The organism is Amycolatopsis sp. NPDC003731, assembly GCF_053586895.1.
This window is the reverse complement of the sequence record NZ_JBSFNC010000056.1, coordinates 1-22,862: the sequence shown is the minus strand read 5'-3', so window position 1 is coordinate 22,862 and position 22,862 is coordinate 1. Positions and strand designations below refer to the sequence as shown.

The window sequence follows — 22,862 nt, the reverse complement described above, 5'->3', positions numbered from 1 at the left end:
TAGCCGATCCGGGACCGCAACCCACGAGTCGCCCGCGGCGGCGGCCCGGGAGCAGCATCGACACCTCAGCGCCCGATCAGCCACGGAGGCCGCACCCATGTCCGACGTGTACGCCGATCTGGAGGCCGAGGCGGACGCCCTCGCGGACCTGGTGCACGCCCACGCGGGAGCCTTGCCGCTGCCGTCCGCCCGCGCGGTCGCCGCCCACCTCGCCGAACTGACGGTCGTCGCGCGGCGGGTCGTCCTGGCCGTGGAGGGCACCGGGACCGGGACCGCTCCCCGGATCACCGACGCCGGCCTGCTCGGCGACGCGGTGCTCGCCTGGCGTTCGGAACACCGCAAGGCCGTCGAGCTGCTGGCCACCGCGGCCGGGGACGTCCCGTGGCCCGGTGGCCCGCTGCGGCCGTCCCTGCTGGCGGCGGCCCTGCTGACGGTCCTGTTCGCCCGCGGCCAGGACATCGCCGACGTCCTCGGCGCCCGGCTCCCGCGCGACGACGCGATCGGCCACGTCGCCTATTACGGCGTCCGCACCAGCGGCGACGTCTACGCCGGGCACGGCGGGCCGCCCGCCGGTCAGCTCCGGTTCGAGCTGACCGCGCCGTCGGGGACGCTCTGGGAATTCGGCCCCGCCGACGCGGCGGACCGGATCTCCGGCCGTGCCGAAGACTTCTGCCTGCTGTTCACCGGTCGTCGCCCGGCCGCCGGGCTGGCCGTCGAAGCCGCCGGGCCGCGCGCCCGCCGATGGCTGGAGCTGGTTCAGCAGCACCGAAATCCACTGTGGACGTCCGAAGCGGACTGATCAGGCGAAGCGGTCCGGGTCGCCCGCGCCGCGGCGGACGATCTCCGCCTCCCCCGAGGAGAAGTCGACCACCGTGGTCGGCTCGACCCCGCAGTCACCGGAGTCCACGACCGCGTCGAGCACGTGGTCGAGCTCGTCCTTGATCTCCCAGCCCTGCGTCAGGGGTTCCGGCACGTCCGGCAGCAGCAGCGTGCTGGACACCAGCGGTTCGCCCAATTCGGCCAGTAGCGCCTGGGTGACCACGTGTGCCGGGATGCGGACGCCGACGGTCTTCTTCTTGTCGTGCATCAGCCGCCGGGGCACTTCTTTGGTGGCCGGCAGGATGAACGTGTAGCTGCCCGGCGTCGCCGCCTTGATCGCCCGGAAGACCGCGTTGTCCACGTGCACGAACTGGCCCAGCTGCCCGAAGTCCTGGCAGACCAGCGTGAAGTGGTGCCGCCGGTCGAGCTTGCGGATCGCCCGGATGCGGTCGAGGCCCTCGGGGTTGTCGAGCCGGCACCCGAGCGCGTAACACGAGTCGGTCGGGTAGGCGATCAGCCCGTCGCGCCGCACCAGGTCCGCGATCTGGCCGATGGCGCGCCGCTGGGGGTTGTCCGGGTGCACGTCGAAGTACTTCGCCATGGCCGCGAGCCTAGGGCCCGGCCCGCGGCCGCGCCCGGCGGCCCGCGTCTCCCACCTTGCTCTGCCCGCTCGCGAACCGGTGACCTGACCCGGCGTCCGGGCGCAGAATGCGCGGTGGGCACCGGCACACCGTACCCAGGAGGCGATCATGACCGAACCGGCGCTGCCCGGCCTCACCCGGCAGGCCGGACCCCGGGCCACGCCCCGTGCCGGCCGGGGCGTACCGGTTCGCCGGGCCCGCGGGCACGGTCACCCCGACCGGGTTGTTCGGCGGGCATCGACGGCTCGTGGCGCACCACACCGTCCCCGATCGCAGCCGGCCCGCCGCCGTCGCCCCCGCCGGAGAGCTTTCGGCCGCACTGCACACCCGGGACACCCGCCTGGTAATCGTTTCCCACGCCCCCTGCACGAAGGTCGAGCAGGACCGCAGGCACTCCGGGTGGGACCTGCCGGTGTATTCGGCGCTGAACACCGGGTTCGACGCGGGCTTCCCGGCGACGCGCCGCCTCGAGGGCGCCGGCCCCGGGGAGCACGACGACGGTCCCGGCCTGAGCTTCTTCCGCCAGGACGGGCGAACCGTGCCGCGCACCGGCTCGATCGCGGTGCCGTACCTGGGTTTCCTCGCGCCGGCCGGTGTCGCGCGGGGCCGGGGCCGCGGCTGACGAAGTGGACCGGACGTTCGGCCGGAGCCGGACGCACGGCGGCACGGCCACTCTTCGCCGACTGTGCCGATCCGGCCACAGTCACGGCCGAATGGCTTGGTAACAACGGTTACGTGCAGTACAGGGGCGGCCTGCTTCGGGCCGAATTGGTCATACGAGCCGACGGGATGAGATAGGATTGGCCGGAAGCATGCAGACCGAGCTCAGCCCGGGTCACCGAACCCACTCCGTGCGACGCCACGACACCGGAGGATCGTTGCGCATGTCTCCGGTCGTCGACTCGAACCGCTCGGGCGCCCTTTCCGTGCCCTGGGGCACGAGCGCGGTCGACCGGCGGCCCAAGCTGGCGACCTACCTCGCCGGCTCGCTCATCACCGTGGTCGTCGCCGGCTTCGGGGCCGTGCTGCTCGTCGGCCTCATCCCCCAGGAAGTGAGCCCGGTCGCGGCCGGTTACGCCATCCTCGCGGTCGCGCTGCTCCTCGCCATCCAGCTGCTCCACTTCAGCAGGCCGTCGGTCCGCCTCGACACGAGGACCAGCCGGGTCCTGCTGGTCGTGCTGGCCCTCCTGGGCTACGTGCCGGTCCTCACCTTCGACGCCGTGTGGGCGGCGATGCCGGTCTTCTTCGGCGGCGCGGTGGTGCTGGTGCTGCCCGCCTGGTTCGCGTGGCCCCTCTTCGGCCTCAACCTCGCCGCGGTGCTGTGGATCGAGCTGCGCTACGACACTCCGCTGGAGTCGGTTTACACCGTCCTCGGCGTCGCCGCCTACAGCCTGGTCTTCGCCCAGCTTCCTCTGGTCGCCCGGATGATCCGCGAGCTGAACCTGGCCCGGACGGAGCTCGCCCGCCGCGCGGTCGCCGAGCAGCGCCTGGCCTTCGCCAGGGACCTGCACGACCTCCTCGGCATAAGCCTCTCGGCCATCGCCCTCAAGGGTGAGCTGGTGTACCGCCTGATGCGCAAGTCGAGCGAGCAGGCGCAGGCCGAGCTCGCCGAGATCACCGCCATCGCGCAGCGCACGCTCTCCGACGTCCGCGCGATGTCCCACGGCTACCGCGTGTCGCTCGAGAAGGAGTTCCGCACCGCCCAGTCGCTGCTGACCGCCTCCGACATCGCCGTGCGGATCCACCTGGACCAGGGCGACCTGCCGGTCCAGGCGCGCACCTTGCTCGCCAAGGTGCTGCAGGAGGGCGTCACCGACGTCCTGCGCCACAGCGACGTCGAACACTGCGAAATCGCGGTCCAGCAGCGGGACGGCCGGGTGTCGCTGGAGATCGTCAACGACGGCGTGAGCCCCGACGACCTGCCCACGGAGTCCGAGCTGCTCGCCCGGCTGCCGGACGAGGTGGCCGCGCTGGGCGGCACCGTGCGCAGCGGTATCGGCGAGGACGGCCGGTTCCGGCTGCTCGTCGAGCTGCCGCTGCCGGACCGGGTCGAGCCGCCGTCCACCGACGACGGCACCCAGCCGGTCGACGCGGAGTCGAGGCGGGTCCGGGTGCTCCTGCCGGTCATCTTCACCCTGTTCGGCCTCATGGCCGTCGTGCACGCGCTCCTGCTGACCACGAACGGCTGGCACATCGCGCTCGTCGCCGGGTCGCTGGCGGCGCTGCTGACCCTGCAGTTCGCCTACTTCAACCGCCCCTCCACCCGGCTGCGCTCGGGCCAGAGCATCGCGATGCTGTTCGTCCAGGCCTGCCTGATCTACCTCCCGATGCTGCCGCTGCAAGGGGACTGGGTGAGCTGGCCGTCGCTGCTCATGGGCTGCGCGCTGCTGGTCCTGCCCCCGGTCGCCGGCTGGCTGGTCTTCGCCGCGAACGCCGGCTTCTACCTCTGGCTCCAGTACGTCGCAGGGCAGGCCGGCGACGATGCCCTCTACGCGGTGGCGTTCTCCGCCGGCACGGTGATGGTCGGGCTCATCGTGTTCGGCATGCTGTGGCTGGTCCGGCTGGTCGCCGAGCTCAACCACAGCCGGCGGCGGCTGGCCGAGACCGCGGTCGCCGAGGAGCGCCTGCGCTTCGGCCGCGACCTGCACGACCTGCTCGGCATGAGCCTCTCGGCGATCGCGCTCAAGAGCGAGCTGACGGCCAGGGTGCTGCCACTGGACCGCGACCGGGCGACCGAGGAGCTGGTCGAGATCCTGGGCCTGACCAGGCAGGCTCTCTCCGACGTGCGCTCGGTGGCCAGCGGCTACCGGGAGCTGTCCCTGGACAGCGAATCCCGCTCGGCCCGCTCCGTGCTCGCCGCCGCCGACGTTCAGGTCCGGATGGAGATGCTCCAGGACGAGCTGCCCGCGCCGGTCCGCACGGTACTGGCGGTGGTGCTGCGGGAGGGCGTCACGAACGTGCTCCGGCACAGCCAGGTGGAGACCTGCGAGATCGCCCTGCACCGGGTCGACGGCGGAGTCAGCCTCGAGATCGTCAACGACGGCGTCGAGCGGTCCGGCCCGCGCCCGGTCACCCCGGTCACCCCGGCCGATCCGGCGGACGACGGAGCCGCGCGGCCCGGCACCGCGTCGGGCAGCGGCATCGGCAACCTGTCCCACCGGGTGGCCGACCTCGGCGGCGAGCTCACCGCCGGCGTGGTGGACGACGGCCGGTTCCGGTTGCGCGCCGTGGTACCCGTCTGAGAGCCGGTTTCCCGGGCGACCGGCGCTTCAGATCCAGCCGGACTCCTGGGCCCGCCGGATCGCGTCCACCCGGTTGCGGGCCCCCAGCTTCGACACCACCGTCGTCAGGTAGTTCCGCACCGTGCCCGCCGACAGGTACAGCCGGGCCGCCACCTCGACCGTCCCGTACCCCTGGGAGGTCAGCCGCAGCACGTCGAGCTCGCGGCCGGTCAGCGGGCAGTCGTCGCTGTCCCAGGCTGCCAGGGCCAGGTCGCCGTCCACCATCCGCCGTCCGGCCGCGACGCCGCGGACCGCGTGGGCCAGCTCGCCCGGCGGCGCGTCCTTCAGCAGGAACCCGCTCACCCGCGCGTCCAGCGCGCGCCGGAGCGTGCCCGGACGGCCCAGGCCGGTGAGGATGAGGGTGCGGCAGCGCGGCAGCTGCTCGCGCAGCTCACCGGCCGCGGTGAGGCCGTCCTTGCCCGGCAGGTCGATGTCGATGATGGCGACGTGCGCTTCGCTGGCCCGGGCCGCGGGAAGGATCTCGGTCCCGGAAGCGACTTCGGCCACCACCTCGATGTCGGGCTCCAGCCGCAAGAGCGCCACGAGCGCGCTCCGGACTATGTGCATGTCTTCGGCCACGAGCACTTTGATCACGAGGCGCCTCCGCCTTCACAACTCCCCAGGGCCTCAGTTAAACATTTCCGCGTGACTCCCGGTTGGGCCAAGAGGGTTCACCTCGGAGAATGCACGTAAACCTCGAAGCAATTCGATCCGACCACAACAGGACGCGCTCGGACGACTACCGGAGGTAGCAAAGCAATTTGCGTGGTGGGAAATTTTCCGATCGACTGTCCCCAGTGGACGTCAGGCGCACGCCGAGGGAGCCGGCCTCCGGGGCGAATGCACCCGGGAGACCGGCTCCCTCAGGCCCGGACCAGTGTGGACGGCAGCCGGAACCGGCTCACGCGGCGAGTTCCACCTCGCGCAGCGCTTCGATGTTCGGCCCGCAGATGGAGAAGCACACCCTCGAGTCGACGCGGCTCCCCCCTTGATCGAAACAGTCGATCACGAGACCGGTCTCGATCGAATCGGCGTTTTCGACCTCGACCCCCAGATCGACGAAAAGCGCGCGGACGTCAGCGGAAATACGTGCGGACATTGAGATCTCCCAGTGGCGAAGTAGAAGGCTTCACGTGCCATAAATAGTCCGCTCGCGGACCGTCGGGAACTAGTGCCCACATCACCGGGCATATGTGTTTTATGCCTGCTCCGCGCAGTGCGGCGACTTCCGCCGAATGGAGTATCAGAGGGCAGCAAGCGACCGGATAACGCCGTTTCGATCACTTTTCGCGCTCGCGCCATCGCGATACGCGACGGGAACGCACGGCCATCCATCGGAGGACATACCCGTCCGGGCCGCCGGAAACCGCGGTAGGCGGACCATATGCAAAACGCATGTCCGGCCTGTGCGAAACCCATCCGGAACGGTGCACTGAGCACTTAAGAAGTAGACAGCGTCCGATCTAGAGTTCTTTTCGACAAGCATTCCGCCAGCGGCCACGCGTTTCACAGGGGAACGCGGCTACCGACGCCAGGCGAGGGGAGGAGGGCCACCATGGACGAGGTTGTACGACAGGCCATGGCGCGCGCCATCACGACCATGCGGGACCACCTGGGTGACCGTCTCACCGTCGACGACCTCGCCCGGGCCGCCATGTTCAGCAAGTTCCACTTCACCCGTGTGTTCCTGCGGGCGACCGGGCTTTCCCCCGGCCGGTTCCTGTCCGCGCTGCGGCTGGCCGAGGCCAAACGGCTGCTCGCGACGACGAGCACCTCCGTGGCCAACATCAGCCACCAGGTCGGCTACAACAGCGTCGGCACCTTCAGCGCCCGCTTCAGCGGCAGCGTGGGGCTGTCACCGAGCGGCTACCGGCAGACCAGGGGCCTGCCGCCGCGGATCCTCGAACGCGCTGACCAGGCCCCCTCGGGCAGCACCCTGCGCGGGAACATCCGCTGCCCGTACGGGACCGCAGGCCCCGTATTCGTCGGCTTGTTCCCGGCGAAGATCACCGAAGGCCGTCCCGCGCGGTACGCGATCCTGTCCGGGCCGGGACCGTACGCGCTGGCCGACGTGCCGCCCGGCGCCTGGTACGTCATCGCCCACGCCTTCGCCGCCGGCTACGACGACGACCGCGGGCCACGGCCCTACACCGGGCTCGCCGGCCCGGTGCCGGTGCACCGCGGGGTCACCGCCGTGCTGGCCGACGTACGGCTGCGGCCGCGCCACAGCTTCGACCCGCCGGTACTGCTGGCGCTGCCGGACCTGCGGCCGTCGGCCGTCCGGCGGCCCGTGGCGGTCTGAACGCGTCCGCCGAACCGGGGAAGGCGGTCACGCCGGGCTTCCGGCCGGCGATCGCGCGTCGTGGGGACGGCGCCGATCGCCGGCATTCCGGGCGGCGGAAATTGCCTTCCGGCGGGATCCGGTGGCGTACCATTCTCACGGGGAGACCGTCCTGCTGGGGGAAGTGAGGTCACACCGTGATCAGAGTTTTGCTGGCCGAGGACATGGATATGGTCCGCGGCGCGCTTGTCGCCTTGCTCAACCTCGAATCCGACATCGAAGTGGTCGCGGAAGTCGATTCCGGCGACGAGATCCTCCCCGCGGCGAAGGCGGCCCATCCGGACGTCGCCGTCATCGACATCGATCTGCCCGGGAAGGACGGTCTGACGGCGGCCACCGAGATCCACGAAAGCCTGCCGGAATGCCACACTCTGATCCTCACCAGCCTCGGCCGGCCGGGCACCGTCCGCCGCGCCCTGGACGCCAAGGTGAACGGCTTCCTGCTGAAAGACGCGCCTTCGGACAAGCTGGCGAACGCGGTCCGCTCGGTGGCCGTCGGCCGTCGCGTCATCGACAGCGAGCTCGCCCTGTCCGCCTGGGAAGCCGACGACTGCCCGCTCACCCCCCGTGAGCTGGAGATCCTTTCGCTGGCGGCCCGCGGCCGCAACGTGTCCGACATCGCCGCGGACCTGTTCCTGTCGCCCGGAACGGTCCGCAACTACCTGGCCGCGTCCGTGACGAAGCTGAACGCGCGCAACCGGGTCCACGCGATCCGGATCGCCACCGAAGCCGAATGGCTGTAACGGCTCCGGACGCCGTTCATCAGGCCGGTGCCCGCAGCGGGACGACCGCGGACAGCCGGTGCGTCCCGTCCGGCCGCACCCCCACCGACAGCTCGCCGCCGAGGGCTTCCACGCGGTAGGTGAGGTTCCGCAGCCCGGAGCCGCGGTTCTCGCCCGCGGGCGGGTCTTCGCCGGCGGGCGGGACCCCGTCGTTGGCCACCTGCAGCCGCACCGCGCCCGCCGCCGCCACGACCGAGAAGTCGCACCAGACGGCCTTGCTGTGCCGGATGACGTTCGTGACGCTCTCGCGCAGGACCGCCGCCAAGGTCGTCGCCACCGGCGACGGCAGGTCGCCGGGCAGCTGCCCGTCGAAGCCGACCGTGATGCCCGCCGCCCGCAGCACCGAGGCGGCGGACCGGCACTCCTCCGCCAGCGACATCTCCCGGGACCCCGCCGCGATCGCCCGGACGTCCGCCAGCGCCTTGCGGGAGATCGTGAGCAGTTCGGCCAGCTCGGCCTGCGCGGCCTGCGGGCTGTCGTCGACCAGGCGCCGGATCAGCTCCACCCTGAGCGTGATCGCCGAGAGGCTCAGGCCGAGCAGGTCGTGGGTGTCCCGGGAGAACCGGCGGCGTTCCTCGGCGACCACCTGGGCGGCGACCTCCCGCCTGCCGTCCTCGTCCAGGGCGGCCGCGCCGGCGAGCCACGCCAGCCCGAACACCGCGAAGGCCGTCACCGCGGTGAGCAACGCGGCTCGCAGGCCGTCCGCGACGGCCGCCGGCCCGGCGGCCCGCACGGCCAGTGCCCCGGCCCCGGCCGTCACGAGCACCAGCACCGGGACGGCGACGCGCAGCCGGGCCACCAGCGGCAGGCTGCCCAGGAAGAAACAGCTGAACACGGCCCATGCCGGGCCGAACTCCGGCACCGGGGCCAGGCCCAGCACGGCCTGCAACGCCAGCGCGGTGCCACGGAACCGGGTCCGCCTGCGCCCGAACGCGGCCAGGTGGACCAGGACCAGCGCCCCGCCGCACCCGCAGGCGGCCAGGACCACCGCCCGGTCCGCCGCCTCCTGCAGCGGGATGAGGAGACAGAGCAGCCCGATGGCGACGCAGCCGCCGGCTTGCGCGAACCGGGCCGGCCGCGGCGGGAACGGGCGGCCCGCCGGACCGTCCACGGCCCCGGGCCGCGCGGGTCCCGCCCGCGGGACGAAGCCACGACGGACCCGGCGCTTGCCGGGCCCGGCCGGACCGGCCGGTTTCGCCGCCGAAACCACCGCTGCGCCTCCCCAGTACCCCAGTTGCCCCCTCGCGGAACCTCCCCAGACGTCCGCCCGGCAAATCTAACAGCCGGAACCGCGATCCGGGCATTCCCGCCACCGGGCTCACCCGGGCAAGTTCAGGACACATTCGCCGACGCTGACCTCGGCGGGCCACTCCAGCTTCAGCGCCCGGTCGACGCGGTCGCCGGCGTCCACGGGCACGGCGTGCGCGGTCAGCCCCATGGCCTTCGCGGCGAGGGAGAACACCTGCTGCAGCGCCCCGACGTGGAGCAGGGTCGTGGCGTACGCCGCCCCGCCGAGGACCCAGGCGATCCGCGACATGCGGGCCGTCATCGTCAGCAGCACCGACGGCCGGGCGTGGCCGCCCGCGGCGACCATCGCCATGTCCAGCAGGCCGTCCAGGACCGGGAGGTCGTCGTTGATCAGGGTGAGCGTGTGCCACAGCGGGTCGTAGTGGTAGATCCCGCGGGTCAGGTCGTCGCAGCGGTTGATGCCGACGTAGATCTCGAGCTCGTACAGGCAGGCGACGCTGAAGTACGGCCGTTGCGACGCCTCGTGCGCCAGGCCGCCGGGCAGGTGCGCCGGGCCGACCGAGCGGACCCGGGCCGCCCGGAACAGGAACTCGCCGATCAGCCGCGCCGGCAGGGCGCGCTCGCTGAACTCCGGGCGGGTGTGGTCGCGCTCGAGCAGGCTGGTCAGCGTCGGGTCCCTGGCCGCCAGCACGGCCGGGTCCGGCCGGTACAGCGGGAACGTCGGCCCCGCGGTGACCTGCTTGACCACGGGCGGCTCGCGCATCTCGCGAGCCGCGTCCGGATCCGGCGCCGCCCCCTTCTGCCAGGTCCGGCTGCGGGTGTGGAACAGCAGGTCGTCCGGCGACCAGACACTGAGGTCGGGCCCGCCGGACTCGGCGAACCCGCCGTCGGGCCGGGCGAGCAGCACCACCCCGGCGGCGACCAGGAAGGACAGGACGTCGGCCACGACGGCCGAGGGCACCCCGGCCGTCCCGGCCAGCTCGTCGACCGTTCTCGGCGCGGCCAGCGACGACGCGATCACCACGGCGGGCGAGCTGGACAAGACGACCTTGTACCGCGCTCCCGCCGACTCGGCGAGCAGCGTGCCACCGTCGGCGCGCAGCGAGGTGAACCGCGAGAGCCGGACGCGCCGCGCCGCCGGCAGCGGGCCGACCGGGAACGCGGGGTTCTGCGTCACCGGGATCGCCGACAGCAACGGCCCCTGGCCGTCGTTGAGCGCGAGGGAGTGCACCACCGAACCGGAGAGCCGGTTGAGCACCTTCCGCAGCGACACCCGCGACTCGTCCTGGCCGGTCACGGCCAGGTTGGCCATGGTCACCGGGCCGAGCACCATCCGGTCGAGCGACGCGCGGACTTCCTCGGGCGTGCCGGGGAACTCGTACTCCCCCCACCACGTGACGGCGACGAGCGTCCCGTCGTCCGCGGCTTCGAGCAGGGTGTCCTCGGTCAGGGACAGCAACCGGATCGTTTCGGCGCGTCCCTCCGGGCTGTCGGGGGTCAACGGGTGCTCCTACGCGAGGGGTGAAGTGCTCTTCCGGGACACTCCAGGGTGCTAGAGGAAGATGGGGAACGGGTTGAGCCGCTCGTACGGCGTCGGCTCGGCGAGCCTGCCCAGCCGCACCGGAACGTCGAACAGTCGGCCGGGCGCGTAGCGGGCCCAGAACGGCCGCAGCCCCGGCGCGAGCACCTTGACCACCGGGATCCCCACGTCGGGCCGGGTCTGGTCGAGCACGAGCAGTTCCGTGCCGGCCGCCGCCAGCGTCCGGCCCAGCGCCACCACGTCGTCGCGCACGTCCGGGCGGTGGACGAACCGGAAGTCCGCCGGGACGCGCATCCGCACGCCCGCGGCGGGCCGGAGGTACGGCTGGTTGGCGACCGTCGCGTACCGGAGCCAGCGGGCCGCGTCCGGGTCGTCGAGCTCGTGTCCGAACTGGAGCACGTCGGGGATCATCTGGTTCAGCTCGGTGACCGCGCGGCGGAGGGCGATCCGCGGGTCGAGGTGGGCCCCGAAGCCGAAGATGACGTGCTCGTGCGGCCCGTCGGTGCGCCGCGAGAGCGCCACGACCACCGGGACGCCGAGGTCCGACGTCACGTCGAGCGCCCACAGCTCGCGGCCGATGCCCGCGTAGCCGCCGATCATCTCCTCCAGCCACGGGTCGCCGAAGGACGCGAGATCCACCCCCGGCACCGGCGTCCGGTTGTACCACCACAACGCGACGGCGTCCCGTTCGACGAGCTCCAGGGTGCCTTGCAGGACGGCGTCCTCGAGGCTGCTGCCGGCCGCCGCGCCGTTGGAGTCCGGGCGCAGGCCGCGGATCCCGCAGCCGGTGGGCGCGCCGTAGTACAGGAACCCGGTCGGCAGGAGGCGGCGCCGGCCCGCCAGCGTCCACACCGGGGTCCAGTCGATCACGTCCGAGGTGTCGAAGGGCGCGCCGACGTGCTGGAACAGTCCGTGCGCCGCGTTGCCGGCCGCGCGCTCCCGGTACTGCCGCTCGGCGAACAGCATGCAGTCGTTGGGGTGGACCGCCTCCGCGCCGAGGTCGTCGAACGAGGCCCGGATCCGCAGTTCGTCACCCTGGAAGTTGCCGGAGAAGCGCTCCGCCGCTTCGCAGAGCGCGCCGACCTCGGCGTCGAGGGGACTGACGCCCTTGCCGCCGTTCTCCCCGCGCAGCCCGGCCTGCAGCCCGACGACGCCGGTGAGGGCGCGGGCGACGTTCGTCCCCGACCGGTAGGCGTTGACGAACGGCGGCGCCGCCGGGTCGGGCCGGACCGCCTTCACGATCCCGGTGACCGGGCTGACGAGGTGCCGGTACCGCTCGAGCATCTGGGCCGGCGTCGCGGTGCGGTGCCCCCCGCCGGTCGAGGTGGCCTTCCGGGCCTCCCGCAGCTCGATCGGCCGGGCGGACCGCTGGGTCACGAGCGTGGCGTCCCCGCAGCCGGGGCACTGCGGGCGGCGGCGCAGCTGGTGCAGCTCGCCCTGCAGGCTGAGGGTGTCGAGCACCCAGACGCTCTCCTGGCCGCGGTGGCGGTAGCCGGCCAGCCACTTGCTGGCCTCCAGCGCCACCAGGTGGGCCGCCGCCGCGGTGAGCGGCGGCAGCGCGGCGGCGGGGTGGCGCGCGGGGCCGACGTGACCGAGGACCTCCTGGGCGCACGCTTCGGCGTGCCGGTGGGCCCACAGCCGGTTGGTCAGGCACATCCAGCACGCCGACTCGTGCGGCCGCAGCACCGGCCCGATCCAGACCTGGGCGCCGAACGGGCGCGCCAGCAGCCACGGCCGTCCGGTGCGGCGGTGCTCGGCGTCGACCTCGCCCAGCCGCGGGTCGAGGTAGTCGGTGCACAGGACCACGCTCAGGTCGGGCTCGCCGGTCCCGCCGACGACGTCGAGGGCCGCGCCCGCCAGCGCCTGCTCGACCGGCCGAGTGTCGACGTCCTCGCCGACCGCGATCAGCCGGATGCTGCCGCGGGTGTCGCCGGCCGCGACCTCGCCGGCGTCGATGCCGCACGCGTCCCAGTAGGCGAGCTCCCGTTCGTCGGCCCCGGGCCCGGCCGCCTCGCGCACGGCCACCAGGCCCGCCTCGACGAGCTGGGCCACCAGCGCCGCGACCTCCTCGGGCGCCATCCCGTCCGGCCGCGCACCGAGCACGTCGGCCAGTTCCCACGTCCCGTCCAGCAGCGGCGCGAGCGATTCGATGCGGGCGCCCCGCATCGCGATGACCCCGCGTTCGGAGAACAGGTACGCGCCGTTGCCGTTGCTGACCTCGGCGCGCAGGTGCCGTTTGAAGCCGAGCACGCGGCCGCGCGCGTGCGACGTCGACGGGTGGAAGGCGGGGTGCACGGCCGATCCGCTCATTTCAACTCCCTGCCGCCGGTGCGCACAATCCGAGAAACCGGATTCTTCTCCGGCGGCCGGACCTGCGGCCAGTGCGCAGTACACCTGCCCGGGATGCGAAACACACGGCACCTCCCGTGAAATCCACAGCGAAGGCGTGCACACCGCACTGGCCCGGCGGCCGAGCGGGTCGTCAACCTGGATCCCGAGCGTCCGATGCGACCCACAGTGAGGACCGAGTATGACGACCACACGCACCTACGGACAGTTCTGCGGACTGGCGCGTGCTCTCGAAATCATCGGCGAGCGGTGGTCCATGCTCGTCATCCGCGACCTGATCCTCGGCCCGAAGCGCTTCACGGACCTGCAGCGAGGCCTGCCCCGCATCCCGGCGAGCATCCTGTCGTCCCGGCTCAACGAGCTGGAGCAGGCCGGCGTCGTCCGCCGCCGCGTCCTGCCGCAGCTCGACGCCGGCCTGGTCTACGAGCTCACCGAGTACGGCAGCGAACTGGACCACATCCTGCTGGACCTCGGGCTGTGGGGCGCGCGCTCGCTCGGCCACCCGAAGGGCGACGACGTCTTCACCACCGACGCCGCCATCCTCTCGCTCTACACGACGTTCCAGGAGGAAGCCGCACGCGGCGTGCACGTGACGTACGTGGTGCGCCACAGCGGCTCGCTGATCGTCCACGCCATGATCGACGACGGAACGCTGAAGGTGAGCAGCGGCGACCACCCCTCGGCGGACATCGTCATCGAGCCGCAGGGGCCGGTGCTGATCGACCTGTTCAACGGCGACTTGACCGCGGCCGAGGCGATGGCGTCCGGCCGGGTGAAGATCGAAGGCGCGTTCGCGCACCTGGAGCTGTTCACCAAGCTGTTCCGGATCCCCCCGAAGCCGGAGCTCTCCGACGGCCTCACCCTGCACTGAGCCGCCCCGGGGTGCGGCCGGCCGACCCCGCGAAATGGGCAATCCGGAGTAACGGAGCGGGCCGCCGGGAGGCTTATCGTCGGAAAGCCGAGATTCGGTCCTTCGAGAAGGGGCACTTGCATGTCGACCTCCGAGTTCGTTCGGCCGGCCGGCTTCCTGGGGACGCTCAACGGGAAGTACCACAACCGAGCCCTCGCCGTGTTCATGGTGATCGTGGTGGCCCACTGGGCCGAGCACATCGTCCAAGCCGTGCAGATCTACGGGTTCGGGTGGCCCACCTCGCGGGCGCGGGGAGTGCTCGGGATGCCGTTCCCGTGGCTCATTTCGCAGGAATGGCTGCACTACGGCTACGCGCTCGTGATGCTGGTGTTCCTGTGGATCCTGCGGTACGGCTTCGCCGGCCGGTCGCGGCAGTGGTGGAACCTCGCGCTCGCCATCCAGTTCTGGCACCACATCGAGCACCTGCTGCTGTTCATCCAGGCGCAGTCGGGCTGGCGGCTGGCCGGGCAGAAGGTGCCCACGAGCATCATCCAGCTGCTCGTGCCGCGGGTGGAGCTGCACCTGTTCTACAACACGATCGTCACCATCCCGATGATCGTCGCGGTCGTCCTGCACCGGCGTGCCTCGGTCGCCGAGCACGAGCTGAGCGGCTGCGTCTGCGGGCTGCCGAAGGCCGCCCTCGCCGCGTCGTGAAGCGAGCGCTGGCCCTGCTGGCCTTCCTCACCGGCTGGCTCGTGCTCGGCGCCGTTCCGGCTTCGGCCCACGTCGAGATCGTCTCGTCGGCCCCGGGGGACGGCGCCCGCCTGAGCGCGGCGCCGCCCCTGGTGTCGGTCACCCTTTCGGAGAACGTCGGGATCCAGCCCGGGTCGATCAAGGTCGTCGACCTCGCGGGCACGCGGGCCGACACCGGGCCGGTGTTCCAGCCCGGCGACGTCGCCGAGCAGCTCGCGGTGCGGCTGAAGCCGGGCCTGCCGGACGGCAGCTATCTGGTCGAATACGCCTTCGTCTCGGCCGACTCCCACCCGGTGCGCGGCACCTTCGCGTTCGTGGTGGGCACCGGGCCGCTGGTGACGTCGGCCGGCGCGGTGTCGGCGGCGACCGGCACCGACGCGGCCGTCGACGCCGTGTCGACGGGCGTGCGCTGGCTGGCCTACCTCGGAGTCGTGCTGCTCGGCGGGCTGGCGTTCGTGGTGCTGTGCCGTCCGGCGGCCCGCGCCGACCCCCGTGCCCGGCGGCTGCTGCGCTGGGGCGCCGGCCTCGTCGCGGCGACGACCGTCGCGGCGTTCGTGCTGCAGGGCCCGTACGCGACCGGGCGGAACCTCGAAGCGGTGTTCGACACCCGGCTTCTGGCGGACACCCTGCGCGTCGCCTACGGGAAGCTGCTGCTGCTCCGGCTGGCCGCGGTGGCCGTGCTGGCGCTGCTGCTGCCCCGGCTGCTGCGGCCGGACCTGCCGGAACGGCTGCGCTCCCGCTACGAGAACCTGGCCGTGGTGACCGGCTTCCTCGTGCTGCTGACGTTCTCGGCCACCGGCCACCCGGTCACCGACCCGATCATGTTCGTCTCGGTCTCGGCGGACCTGGTGCACTTCGGCGCGATCGCCGTCTGGGCGGGCGGCCTGGCCCAGCTGGCCCTGTGCCTCCACCGCCCGGCAGCCGACGAGGACCTGGTTCCCGTGGCGACGCGCTTTTCCCGCATCGCGGGCGGAGCGGTGACGGCCGTCGCGCTCAGCGGCGCCGTGCTGGCGCTGCGCATCATGCCGTCGCTGTCGTCCCTCTGGACGACCCGGTTCGGCCTGCTGGTCCTGCTGAAGATCGCGGGCTTCGCGGTGCTGCTGGCGGTGGCGAGCCGCTCCCGCCGGGCGGTGCGCCGGAGCCTGACCCCGGCGGCACCGCCGGAAGGCGCGACGAAGACGGTGACGGCGGACCTGCGCCGCCTGCGCCAGGCAGTGGTGGTGGAGGTGCTGCTCAGCGTCGTGGTGCTGGCCCTGGCCGCCCTCCTGACGGTCACCCCGCCGTCCGGCTGAGCCCCGGCCGCCCGTCAGACGCCCGGCTGGGCGGGCGGCGCGAACGGCCCCCAGCCGAACGCGGGCAGCCACGGCTCGGGCGCCGTGCTCCAGGCCAGGGCCGCGAGCTGGGCAAGGGACCGTCGTCCGGCCAGGGAGCGGTAGAGGTCGTGGGTGGGCGCGGTCACCGTCGCCGCCGGACGGCCGGCACCTGCCGTCCACTCCGCACCCGACGTCGTGCGCAGCCGCAGCGACGGCAACCGGCGTGCCGTGATCGAGCCGGACAGTCCGCTGACCAGCACTTCGAAGCTCGGCGCCTCGGCCGCGTGGTCCTCCGGCGGCGCGACGCCGAGGGCCGCGCACAGGTCCAGCTCGTGGGTGTAGGCGTCCATCACCATCACCGCGCCACTGCGCCCGCCCGCGTCCTCGAGCCGCCGGTCGAGCTCCTCGCCGACGTCGTCCCAGTGGTCGAGCAGCTCCGGCACCGCCACGGCCCCGGCCGGCGACACCGGGCCGCCGCCGTGGCGCGCCAGGACCCGCCCGGCGATCGCCGTGAGATGGCCGAGCAGGTCCGTGACAGTCCACTCCGGACACGCCGGGACCCGGTGGAACCCCGCGCCGGGCCGTCCCCCGAGCAGGTCGCGGACGCCGCGGCGCACGGCGCGGTAGGCCACGAAGTCCGGAACCGGCAGGCTCGCTGTCACGAGTCCTCCTCGCCTGGCACGATCGGGGGCGTCCGGCCCAGTATGCCCAGGTGACGGCGCCGCGGTTCTCCCCGCTTGCCGGCCACCGGAAACCCTGGAGGTCACGAACTTGCCCACCCTGTGGTCCACGCCGGCGCAGTGGAGCCTGCTCCCGCCGGTCCTGCTCGCACTCGTGCTGAGCGTCGCCATCGGGCTCGAACGCGAGGCCGGCATGAAGGCCGCCGGGCTGCGGACGCACAGCCTGGTCGGCGTCGGCTCGGCCGTGTTCATGCTGGTGTCGAAGTACGGCTTCGCCGATCTGCTCGGCTTCGAGCACGTCTCGCTCGACCCGTCGCGGATCGCCGCCCAGATCGTTTCCGGCATCGGCTTCATCGGCGGCGGGCTGATCTTCGTCCGCCGGGACGCGGTGCGCGGGCTGACCACGGCGGCGACGATCTGGCTGACCGCCGCGGTCGGCACGGCGTGCGGGGCCGGGCTGCCGGTGCTCGCGGCCGGCACGACGATCGGGCATTTCGTGGTGACCCGGGGCTTCCCGCCGCTGCAGCGGTTCGTGGCCCGGCACCGCCGGGAACCACCGGTGGTCCGGCTGAGCTACCTCGACGGCCACGGCGTGCTGCGCGCGGCGCTGGCCGTGTGCACCGGGCGCGGGTGGGCGGTGCACCACGTCGAGGTCGACCACGAATCCGTTTCCGAAGAGGGGCAACGGATCGCGGTCGTGACGCTGCGCCTGGACGGCCGCGGTGATCTCTACGACCTGGCCGCCGAACTGGCCGAGCTGCCCGCCGTCCGGAGCACGTCCACCGGGCTCGGAGAACCGCTCGACGAATGATCGGCCGCCCGGGCAGCGCGCGGAGGCGGGTTTGCGGCACACTGGGGTGCACACGGAAATCCCCGGTGCCGCAAGGAAAACGTGCGGCCCAGGAGAAACCATCCAATTCGGAGGTGAGGCATGGCCCCCGGCGGCGGCGAGGACGTGGCGAACACGCAGCCCGGATTCGACCTGGCGTGGCGCGGTTTTCACCGGGCCCAGGTCGCGGAGTACGTCGCGTGGGCCGAGGCCGAGATCCGCAGACTCACCGCGGAGCGGGACTCCGCGCGGCGCCGCGGGACCGCGCTCGCCGAGGAGAACCACGAGCTGCGTGTCAAGATCGACCGGATCAGCATGACCCCGATCCCCGCGGACGCCCTGCAGGAGCGCTCCCGCCGGATGATCGAGCTGACCCGCGAGGAAGCGGTCGAAATCACCGCGGCGGCAACGGAAACCGCGGAGCGGATCCGCCGGGAGGCCGAGGCGGAGGCCGTCCGGCTCACGGAGAAGGAACGCCGGCTGGTCGCCGAGGCGGAGGCCGAACGCGAGCGGCAGCGCGCCGAGCACGAGGAACTCCTGCGCGCGGCCGAGCAGCGTCGCAAGGAACTCGACGAGGCCGCGGCACACCGCCGTGCCCAGCTGGAAGAGGACCACACCCGCGCGATGACCGTGCGCCGCGCCGACGCGATGCGCGAGCTGGCAGAGCAGTCTGCGGCCGCCCGAGCGAAGGCCGACCAGCTGGTCGCCCAAGCGCGGCAACACGGCGAAACCCTGGTCACGACCGCGGAAACCGAGCTGGCCGCGGCCCGGGAGAAGGCCGAGAAGCTGGTCACCGACGCGACCAAGCACGGCGAATCCCTGGTCGAGGCGGCGCAACGCGAGGTCACGGCCCTCGCGGAGGTCCGCGACGAGCTCAAGGCGAGCCTGACGGGCTGCCGGGCGCTGCTGGCCGACGCGGCCGTCGCCCTCGACGACCGTCCCGCGTCGTTCGACCCGGAAGCCACCCTGCCGATGTCGAAAAGAGTGCCGATCCAGCGCCGGTCACCGGCGGACGACCTCACCGACGCGGTAGGTTGACCTGCGCCGCGGCATCGGCGCAGGTCAGGACGTCGTGACGGCCGGCAGTCCCCACGGTGGCTTCACCGGGACCGCGGGAGCCGGTCCTTGACCGAAGCCGCGCCGTTCCCCCCGCGGCGGGTGTTCGCGCTGGTCGCCGCGGTCATGACGCTCGCCGCGTCGACCACGCTGGCCAACCGCGTGCTGCCCGGCTGGGCGTACCCGGTGTGCGGGCTGGTGGCGGCGCTCGTGCTGGTCGCGCTGGGCCGGGCGGCCGGCTGCTCGTGGCCGGACCTGGGGCTGAGCCGGCTCCGGCGTCCCGCGCTCGCCGGCCTGGCCGGCGCGGCTTCGGTGGCGGGCGTCTTCGGGATCGCGCTGGCCGTGCCGTCGCTGCGCACGGTCTACCAGGACGGCCGCGTCGGCGACCCCGATTTCGCGCAGCTGCTGTGGCTGACCTGCGGCCGGATTCTGTTCGGCACGGTCCTGATCGAGGAGGTCGCGTTCCGCGGTGTGCTGCCCGGTCTGTTCGGCGCGGACGACGACCGGTGGCGCTGGCCGCCGATCCTGTGCTCGGCCGCGCTGTTCGGGCTCTGGCACGCGCTGCCGGCCCTCGCCATCGGCCGCAACGCCGCCGTGCACGCCGTGTTCGGCTCGACGCCGGTGGTGGTGCTGCAGGTGCTGGCGATGGCCGCGGCGGGCGTCGCCGGGATCTTCCTGCACTGGTGGCGCCACCTCGGCCGGGGCGTGCTCGCGTCGGTGATCGTGCACTTCACGACGAACGCGGGCGGCCTCACTCTGGCCGTGCTGGTCCGCTAGGACCGCACCAGCCGCGCGATGGCGTCCGAAGCTTCCCGGACCTTCAGATCGGCTTCCTCGCCGCCCGCCGCGGCCGCCTGGACGACGCAGGTGGCCAGGTGCTCGTCGAGCAGTTCGAGCGAGAACGACTGGAGCGCCTTCGTCGCCGCGGAGACCTGGGTCAGGATGTCGATGCAGTACTTGTCCTGCTCGACCATGCGCTGCAGCCCGCGGATCTGACCCTCGATCCGGCGCAGGCGCTTCAGATAGGCTTCCCGCTCGGTGCCGTAACCCGTCATCGCCCACCTGTCCCCGTCGTCGGCCTTCCTCACCCCGACTATACCCTCCCGGGGTGTCAGCGGAACCGGCGCAACCGCAGGCTGTTGCTCACCACGAAGGCCGACGAGCAGGCCATCGCCGCCCCCGCGATCATCGGGTCGAGCAGGCCGAGCGCCGCGAGCGGCAGCGCCGCCACGTTGTAGGCGAACGCCCAGAACAGGTTCCCCTTGATCGTGGCGAGGGTGCGGCGGGCCAGCCGGATCGCGTCGGCCGCGGCCCGCAGGTCTCCTCGCACCAGCGTCAGGTCGCCGGCTTCGATGGCCGCGTCGGTGCCCGTGCCCATCGCCAGGCCCAGGTCGGCCTGCGCGAGCGCGGCCGCGTCGTTGACGCCGTCACCGACCATCGCCACCACGCGGCCCTCCGCCTGCAGCCGCTTGACGACGTCGACCTTGCCCTCGGGCAGCACCTCGGCGACGATCTCGCCGATCCCGGCTTCGGCGGCGATCGCCCGCGCCACGCCCGCGTTGTCACCGGTCAGCAGGATCGGCTCCAGGCCGAGTTGCCGCAACTCGGCGACGGCCCGCGCGGACGTCGGCTTGATCGTGTCGGCGACGGCCAGCGTCCCGTGCAGCTCGCCGTCCCAGGTCACCCCGACCGTGGTCACGCCGCCACTCGGCGCCCGCCCGACGCTGACGACGCGTCCTTCGACCACCCCGGCCACGCCGACACCCGGCGTGCTGCGGAATTCGGTGACGGCGGGCAATGCGCCGAAGCGCTCGCGGGCGGCGTCGGCGATGGCGCGGCCGATCGGGTGTTCGGAAGCGGCCTCGACGGCGCCCGCGAGCCGGAGCACCTCGCCGTCGCCCTCGACGAGCGTCATCCGGCCGGTGGTGACGGTGCCGGTCTTGTCGAGCACGACGGTGTCGACGCGCCGGGTCGACTCGAGCACCTCGGGCCCTTTGATCAGGATGCCCAGCTGCGCACCGCGGCCGGTGCCCACGAGCAGTGCCGTCGGCGTCGCGAGGCCGAGCGCGCACGGGCAGGCGATGATCAGCACGGCCACGGCCGCGGTGAACGCCGCGTCCGCCGAGCCGCCGGTCGCCAGCCAGCCGACGAGGGTCGCCAGCGCGGCGAAGACGACCGCCGGGACGAACACCGCCGAGACCCGATCGGCCAGGCGCTGGACCTCGGCCTTGCCGTTTTGCGCCGACTCGACGAGCCGCGCCATCTGCGCCAGCCGGGTGTCCGCGCCGACGCGCGTTGCGCGCACGAGCAGCCGCCCGCCGACGTTGACGGTGGCACCGGTGACCGCGTCGCCCGGACCGACCTCGACCGGGACCGACTCGCCGGTCAGCATGCTGGTGTCGACCGCCGACCCGCCTTCGGTGACCACGCCGTCGGTGGCGATCTTCTCGCCGGGCCGGGCCACGAAGACGGCACCGACCTGCAAGTCCTTGATCGGGACGAGGTGCTCTTCGCCGTCGAGGAGCACGGTGACGTCCTTCGCCCCGAGGTCCATGAGGGCGCGGAGGGCGGCGCCGGCCCGGCGCTTCGACCGCGTCTCGAAGTGGCGGCCGGCCAGGATGAACGTGGTGACCGCGGCGGCCACCTCGAAGTACAGGTGGTGGTGGCCGTCGCCGAGAAGGAGCGCGTACAGCGACCAGGCCACGGAAGCGACGACGCCGAGTGAGATCAGCGTGTCCATCGTGGCGGTGGCGTGCCGCAGGTTGACCCCGGCGGCGCGATGGAACGGCCACGCGCCCCAGGTCACGACCGGGGCGGCGAGGACGAGCGACACCCACGGCCAGGCCGCGGACTGCCAGGCGGGGACCATCGCGACGACGACCAGCGGGACAGTGAGCGAGGCGGACACCAGCAAACGTTTGCGCAGCTCGCGTGGGTCATCCGGCGCCTCGGGCTCGGGCAGCCGTGCCGAGTAGCCGGCGGCTTCGACGACGGCCTTGAGGTCGTCGACTGACAGCCCGCTCGGGTAGCTGACCCGGGCTTTCTCGGTGGCGTAGTTGACCGTCGCGGTCACGCCGTCGACCTTGTTGAGCTTCCGCTCGACGCGAGCCGCGCAGGACGCGCACGTCATCCCGCCGATGGCGAGCTCGACGCGGGTCGCGGCCGACACCTCGGTGGAGTTCACGCGACCAGGCGGTAGCCGGCCTCGGTGACGGCGGCGGCGACCGCGTCGGTGGTCAGCGGCGCGTCGCTGGTCACGGTCACGCGGCCGCTCTCGACGTCGACGTCCACGCTTTGGACGCCGTCGATCTCGGAGACCTCCTCGCGGACCGAGGTGGCGCAGTGCCCGCAGGTCATGCCCTCGACGGTGTAGGTCGCTTCGGCCATCTCCCGCTCCTTTCGCTCTTCTTCCTTTATACCCATCGGGGGTAGGGGTTCACCGATCGCCCCCGGCACACTCCCGGCATGCGGAAGATCTACGCGATCGGGATCGGCGCCGGCGACCCGGAGCACCTGACGGTGCAGGCCATCGACCGGCTCAACCGCGTCGACGTGTTCTTCGTGCTCGACAAGGGGGCGGAGAAGAGCGACCTGGTCCGGTTGCGGCAGGAGATCCTCGACCGGTTCGTGACGCGCCCGGGCTACCGCGTGGTGCTGGCGGAGGACCCGCCCCGCGACCGGACCCCGGCGGACTACCGGGCCGCGGTCGCCGACTGGCACGCGGCCCGCGCGGCCGTGTACGAGGACCTGATCCGCTCGGAACTGGGGCCCGCCGAATCCGGCGCCTTCCTGGTGTGGGGCGACCCGTCGCTGTACGACAGCACGATCGCGCTGATCGAGGCGGTGCTGGCCCGGGGGAACGTGGAGTTCGAGTACGAGGTCGTCCCGGGCATCAGCAGCATCTCGGCGCTGGTGGCCCGGCACCGGACGACGATGAACCAGATCGGCCGCGCGGTCCAGCTGACGACCGGCCGCCGATTGGCGACGGGCTGGCCGGAGGGCGTCGACGACGTGTTCGTGCTGCTGGACGCCCACACGACGTTCGACCGCTTCACGTCGGAGGGCCTGCACATCTTCTGGGGCGCTTACATCGGCACGCCGGACGAGATCCTGCTGTCCGGTCCGCTCACCCCGGCGCTGGCGGCGCACATCCGTGAGGTGCGGGCGGAGGCGCGGGAGCGGCGCGGCTGGATCATGGACACGTACCTGCTCCGGCGGCCGGCCCGGGAATAGCGGAAGGCCCCGGGAGAACCGTGGGGTTCTCGACCGGGGCCTTCCGTCCAAGTAAGTTCGGCGGTGTCCTACTCTCCCACAACCCTTCGGTTGCAGTACCATCGGCGCTGTCAGGCTTAGCTTCCGGGTTCGGAATGGGACCGGGCG

Annotated in this window: 22 protein-coding genes and 1 rRNA gene; 12 read left to right on the top strand and 11 right to left on the bottom strand. The window is 72.7% G+C overall.

Features of this window, described 5'->3' with window-relative positions; all coding sequences use genetic code 11:
- The first annotated feature begins 97 nt into the window (after nucleotides 1–97).
- Complete coding sequence (locus tag ACWDN5_RS23545) at nucleotides 98–799, top strand: maleylpyruvate isomerase family mycothiol-dependent enzyme (RefSeq protein ID WP_449677794.1); 702 nt, start codon at nucleotides 98–100, stop codon at nucleotides 797–799.
- On the opposite strand, the gene ACWDN5_RS23540 is transcribed toward ACWDN5_RS23545, so the two are convergent.
- The gene (locus ACWDN5_RS23540; RefSeq protein ID WP_191307835.1) at nucleotides 800–1,420 is read right to left on the bottom strand and encodes an L-threonylcarbamoyladenylate synthase; all 621 of its coding nucleotides are present in this window, start codon (nucleotides 1,418–1,420) and stop codon (nucleotides 800–802) included.
- 206 nt (nucleotides 1,421–1,626) lie between these two features.
- Here ACWDN5_RS23540 and ACWDN5_RS23535 point away from each other — a divergent pair, with 206 nt between their 5' ends.
- Together ACWDN5_RS23535 and ACWDN5_RS23530 are read left to right on the top strand one after the other, a co-directional pair.
- On the top strand, nucleotides 1,627–2,082 hold the full coding sequence (locus ACWDN5_RS23535; RefSeq protein WP_449677793.1) for a DUF899 family protein: 456 nt from the start codon (nucleotides 1,627–1,629) through the stop codon (nucleotides 2,080–2,082).
- A gap of 262 nt (nucleotides 2,083–2,344) precedes the next feature.
- Nucleotides 2,345–4,702 (top strand): sensor histidine kinase, encoded by a 2,358-nt coding sequence (locus tag ACWDN5_RS23530; protein WP_449677792.1) that lies wholly within the window; start codon nucleotides 2,345–2,347, stop codon nucleotides 4,700–4,702.
- Between the two features lie 27 nt (nucleotides 4,703–4,729).
- Here the strand turns inward: ACWDN5_RS23530 and ACWDN5_RS23525 are convergent, their stop codons facing one another.
- Nucleotides 4,730–5,335, bottom strand: a complete 606-nt coding sequence (locus tag ACWDN5_RS23525) for a response regulator transcription factor (RefSeq protein ID WP_310972064.1) — start codon at nucleotides 5,333–5,335, stop codon at nucleotides 4,730–4,732.
- A 307-nt stretch (nucleotides 5,336–5,642) separates the two neighbouring features.
- On the bottom strand, nucleotides 5,643–5,840 hold the full coding sequence (locus ACWDN5_RS23520) for a hypothetical protein (protein ID WP_310972063.1): 198 nt from the start codon (nucleotides 5,838–5,840) through the stop codon (nucleotides 5,643–5,645).
- A 456-nt stretch (nucleotides 5,841–6,296) separates the two neighbouring features.
- Between ACWDN5_RS23520 and ACWDN5_RS23515 the strand changes: the two genes are divergently transcribed.
- Complete coding sequence (locus ACWDN5_RS23515; protein WP_449677791.1) at nucleotides 6,297–7,043, top strand: helix-turn-helix domain-containing protein; 747 nt, start codon at nucleotides 6,297–6,299, stop codon at nucleotides 7,041–7,043.
- 176 nt (nucleotides 7,044–7,219) lie between these two features.
- Entirely contained in the window at nucleotides 7,220–7,825 is a 606-nt protein-coding gene (locus tag ACWDN5_RS23510; RefSeq protein WP_310972060.1) for a response regulator transcription factor, read from the top strand.
- 19 nt (nucleotides 7,826–7,844) lie between these two features.
- Here the strand turns inward: ACWDN5_RS23510 and ACWDN5_RS23505 are convergent, their stop codons facing one another.
- The 3 genes from ACWDN5_RS23505 to ACWDN5_RS23495 all read right to left on the bottom strand — a co-directional run bounded on the left by ACWDN5_RS23505 (nucleotide 7,845) and on the right by ACWDN5_RS23495 (nucleotide 12,962).
- Entirely contained in the window at nucleotides 7,845–9,074 is a 1,230-nt protein-coding gene (locus tag ACWDN5_RS23505; RefSeq protein ID WP_449677790.1) for a sensor histidine kinase, read from the bottom strand.
- A gap of 108 nt (nucleotides 9,075–9,182) precedes the next feature.
- A complete protein-coding gene (locus ACWDN5_RS23500) occupies nucleotides 9,183–10,613 on the bottom strand; it encodes a SagB/ThcOx family dehydrogenase (RefSeq protein ID WP_310972057.1) in 1,431 nt (476 codons plus the stop codon).
- Between the two features lie 51 nt (nucleotides 10,614–10,664).
- Nucleotides 10,665–12,962 carry a TOMM precursor leader peptide-binding protein gene (locus ACWDN5_RS23495; protein WP_449677789.1) on the bottom strand — a complete coding sequence of 766 codons (2,298 nt, stop codon included), beginning with the start codon at nucleotides 12,960–12,962 and terminating at the stop codon, nucleotides 10,665–10,667.
- A 220-nt stretch (nucleotides 12,963–13,182) separates the two neighbouring features.
- On the opposite strand from ACWDN5_RS23495, the gene ACWDN5_RS23490 reads away from it, so the two are divergent.
- The 3 genes from ACWDN5_RS23490 (at nucleotide 13,183) to ACWDN5_RS23480 (ending at nucleotide 15,896) form a co-directional block, all read left to right on the top strand.
- Nucleotides 13,183–13,872 (top strand): winged helix-turn-helix transcriptional regulator, encoded by a 690-nt coding sequence (locus ACWDN5_RS23490; RefSeq protein ID WP_310972055.1) that lies wholly within the window; start codon nucleotides 13,183–13,185, stop codon nucleotides 13,870–13,872.
- Between the two features lie 120 nt (nucleotides 13,873–13,992).
- Nucleotides 13,993–14,565, top strand: a complete 573-nt coding sequence (locus tag ACWDN5_RS23485) for a hypothetical protein (RefSeq protein ID WP_310972054.1) — start codon at nucleotides 13,993–13,995, stop codon at nucleotides 14,563–14,565.
- Nucleotides 14,562–15,896 (top strand): copper resistance CopC/CopD family protein, encoded by a 1,335-nt coding sequence (locus ACWDN5_RS23480; RefSeq protein WP_449677788.1) that lies wholly within the window; start codon nucleotides 14,562–14,564, stop codon nucleotides 15,894–15,896. The genes ACWDN5_RS23485 and ACWDN5_RS23480 overlap by 4 nt, the downstream gene beginning before the upstream one ends.
- 14 nt (nucleotides 15,897–15,910) lie before the next feature.
- Here ACWDN5_RS23480 and ACWDN5_RS23475 read toward each other — a convergent pair whose 3' ends face one another.
- Complete coding sequence (locus ACWDN5_RS23475; RefSeq protein ID WP_310972050.1) at nucleotides 15,911–16,579, bottom strand: maleylpyruvate isomerase family mycothiol-dependent enzyme; 669 nt, start codon at nucleotides 16,577–16,579, stop codon at nucleotides 15,911–15,913.
- 109 nt (nucleotides 16,580–16,688) lie between these two features.
- On the opposite strand from ACWDN5_RS23475, the gene ACWDN5_RS23470 reads away from it, so the two are divergent.
- The 3 genes from ACWDN5_RS23470 (at nucleotide 16,689) to ACWDN5_RS23460 (ending at nucleotide 19,259) form a co-directional block, all read left to right on the top strand.
- Nucleotides 16,689–17,408: an MgtC/SapB family protein gene (locus ACWDN5_RS23470; RefSeq protein WP_310972048.1), complete on the top strand. Its 720-nt coding sequence runs from the start codon at nucleotides 16,689–16,691 to the stop codon at nucleotides 17,406–17,408.
- Nucleotides 17,409–17,528: 120 nt separating this feature from the next.
- Nucleotides 17,529–18,464, top strand: coding sequence for a M protein (locus ACWDN5_RS23465; protein ID WP_449677787.1), 936 nt, complete (start codon nucleotides 17,529–17,531; stop codon nucleotides 18,462–18,464).
- A 144-nt stretch (nucleotides 18,465–18,608) separates the two neighbouring features.
- On the top strand, nucleotides 18,609–19,259 hold the full coding sequence (locus ACWDN5_RS23460) for a CPBP family intramembrane glutamic endopeptidase (RefSeq protein WP_449677809.1): 651 nt from the start codon (nucleotides 18,609–18,611) through the stop codon (nucleotides 19,257–19,259).
- On the opposite strand, the gene ACWDN5_RS23455 is transcribed toward ACWDN5_RS23460, so the two are convergent.
- Genes ACWDN5_RS23455 through ACWDN5_RS23445 form a run of 3 tightly spaced genes read right to left on the bottom strand, consistent with a single transcriptional unit; the run spans nucleotide 19,256 to nucleotide 21,869 of the window.
- Entirely contained in the window at nucleotides 19,256–19,537 is a 282-nt protein-coding gene (locus tag ACWDN5_RS23455) for a metal-sensitive transcriptional regulator (RefSeq protein WP_086678475.1), read from the bottom strand. The genes ACWDN5_RS23460 and ACWDN5_RS23455 overlap by 4 nt on opposite strands.
- Nucleotides 19,538–19,593: 56 nt before the next feature.
- On the bottom strand, nucleotides 19,594–21,666 hold the full coding sequence (locus ACWDN5_RS23450) for a heavy metal translocating P-type ATPase (protein WP_449677786.1): 2,073 nt from the start codon (nucleotides 21,664–21,666) through the stop codon (nucleotides 19,594–19,596).
- Nucleotides 21,663–21,869 (bottom strand): heavy-metal-associated domain-containing protein, encoded by a 207-nt coding sequence (locus tag ACWDN5_RS23445; protein WP_191307862.1) that lies wholly within the window; start codon nucleotides 21,867–21,869, stop codon nucleotides 21,663–21,665. Before ACWDN5_RS23445 ends, ACWDN5_RS23450 begins: the two co-directional genes overlap by 4 nt.
- A 78-nt stretch (nucleotides 21,870–21,947) precedes the next feature.
- Here ACWDN5_RS23445 and cobF point away from each other — a divergent pair, with 78 nt between their 5' ends.
- Entirely contained in the window at nucleotides 21,948–22,715 is a 768-nt protein-coding gene (gene cobF / locus ACWDN5_RS23440) for a precorrin-6A synthase (deacetylating) (RefSeq protein WP_206795102.1), read from the top strand.
- Between the two features lie 55 nt (nucleotides 22,716–22,770).
- Here the strand turns inward: cobF and rrf are convergent.
- Nucleotides 22,771–22,862 (bottom strand): 5S ribosomal RNA (gene rrf / locus ACWDN5_RS23435); the annotation flags it as partial.

What these genes read in the sequence shown, in the direction of transcription:
- ACWDN5_RS23545 (WP_449677794.1), top strand. Translation starts at nt 98, where the DNA reads ATGTCCGACGTGTACGCCGATCTGGAGGCCGAGGCGGACGCCCTCGCG.
- ACWDN5_RS23540 (WP_191307835.1), bottom strand. Translation starts at nt 1,420, where the DNA reads ATGGCGAAGTACTTCGACGTGCACCCGGACAACCCCCAGCGGCGCGCC.
- ACWDN5_RS23530 (WP_449677792.1), top strand. Translation starts at nt 2,345, where the DNA reads ATGTCTCCGGTCGTCGACTCGAACCGCTCGGGCGCCCTTTCCGTGCCC.
- ACWDN5_RS23520 (WP_310972063.1), bottom strand. Translation starts at nt 5,840, where the DNA reads ATGTCCGCACGTATTTCCGCTGACGTCCGCGCGCTTTTCGTCGATCTG.
- ACWDN5_RS23515 (WP_449677791.1), top strand. Translation starts at nt 6,297, where the DNA reads ATGGACGAGGTTGTACGACAGGCCATGGCGCGCGCCATCACGACCATG.
- ACWDN5_RS23495 (WP_449677789.1), bottom strand. Translation starts at nt 12,962, where the DNA reads ATGAGCGGATCGGCCGTGCACCCCGCCTTCCACCCGTCGACGTCGCAC.
- ACWDN5_RS23490 (WP_310972055.1), top strand. Translation starts at nt 13,183, where the DNA reads ATGACGACCACACGCACCTACGGACAGTTCTGCGGACTGGCGCGTGCT.
- ACWDN5_RS23485 (WP_310972054.1), top strand. Translation starts at nt 13,993, where the DNA reads ATGTCGACCTCCGAGTTCGTTCGGCCGGCCGGCTTCCTGGGGACGCTC.
- ACWDN5_RS23465 (WP_449677787.1), top strand. Translation starts at nt 17,529, where the DNA reads ATGGCCCCCGGCGGCGGCGAGGACGTGGCGAACACGCAGCCCGGATTC.
- ACWDN5_RS23460 (WP_449677809.1), top strand. Translation starts at nt 18,609, where the DNA reads ATGACGCTCGCCGCGTCGACCACGCTGGCCAACCGCGTGCTGCCCGGC.
- ACWDN5_RS23455 (WP_086678475.1), bottom strand. Translation starts at nt 19,537, where the DNA reads ATGACGGGTTACGGCACCGAGCGGGAAGCCTATCTGAAGCGCCTGCGC.
- ACWDN5_RS23445 (WP_191307862.1), bottom strand. Translation starts at nt 21,869, where the DNA reads ATGGCCGAAGCGACCTACACCGTCGAGGGCATGACCTGCGGGCACTGC.
- cobF (WP_206795102.1), top strand. Translation starts at nt 21,948, where the DNA reads ATGCGGAAGATCTACGCGATCGGGATCGGCGCCGGCGACCCGGAGCAC.